Consider the following 259-nt stretch of genomic DNA (forward strand, 5'->3'; position numbering starts at 1 on the left):
TCAAGCTGGCCGCGCTCCGCCAGAATGCCTGCGTGGAGGACGTCGATTTGCGCACGCCGCGGGGGATCGACCGGGCCGTCTTCGCCAAGCTCGTCAGCGGCGACTGGATCGATCGCCACGAGAATTTTCTTCTAACCGGAGCGACCGGATTGGGCAAAAGTTGGTTAGCCTGTGCCCTCGGCCACAAGGCCTGCCGCGACAATCGCTCGGTTCTCTATCATCGCGTCCCAAGATTGTTCGAAGCGTTGGCGCTCGCGCG

Annotated in this window: 1 protein-coding gene; it reads left to right on the plus strand. The window is 62.9% G+C overall.

All coding sequences use genetic code 11. From position 1 onward, the window contains the following. On the plus strand, positions 1–259 hold a 259-nt coding region (locus ACZYOF_RS44620), incomplete at both ends, for an ATP-binding protein (RefSeq protein ID WP_463719704.1).

The organism is Bradyrhizobium sp. LeoA1Lang (assembly GCF_055413685.1).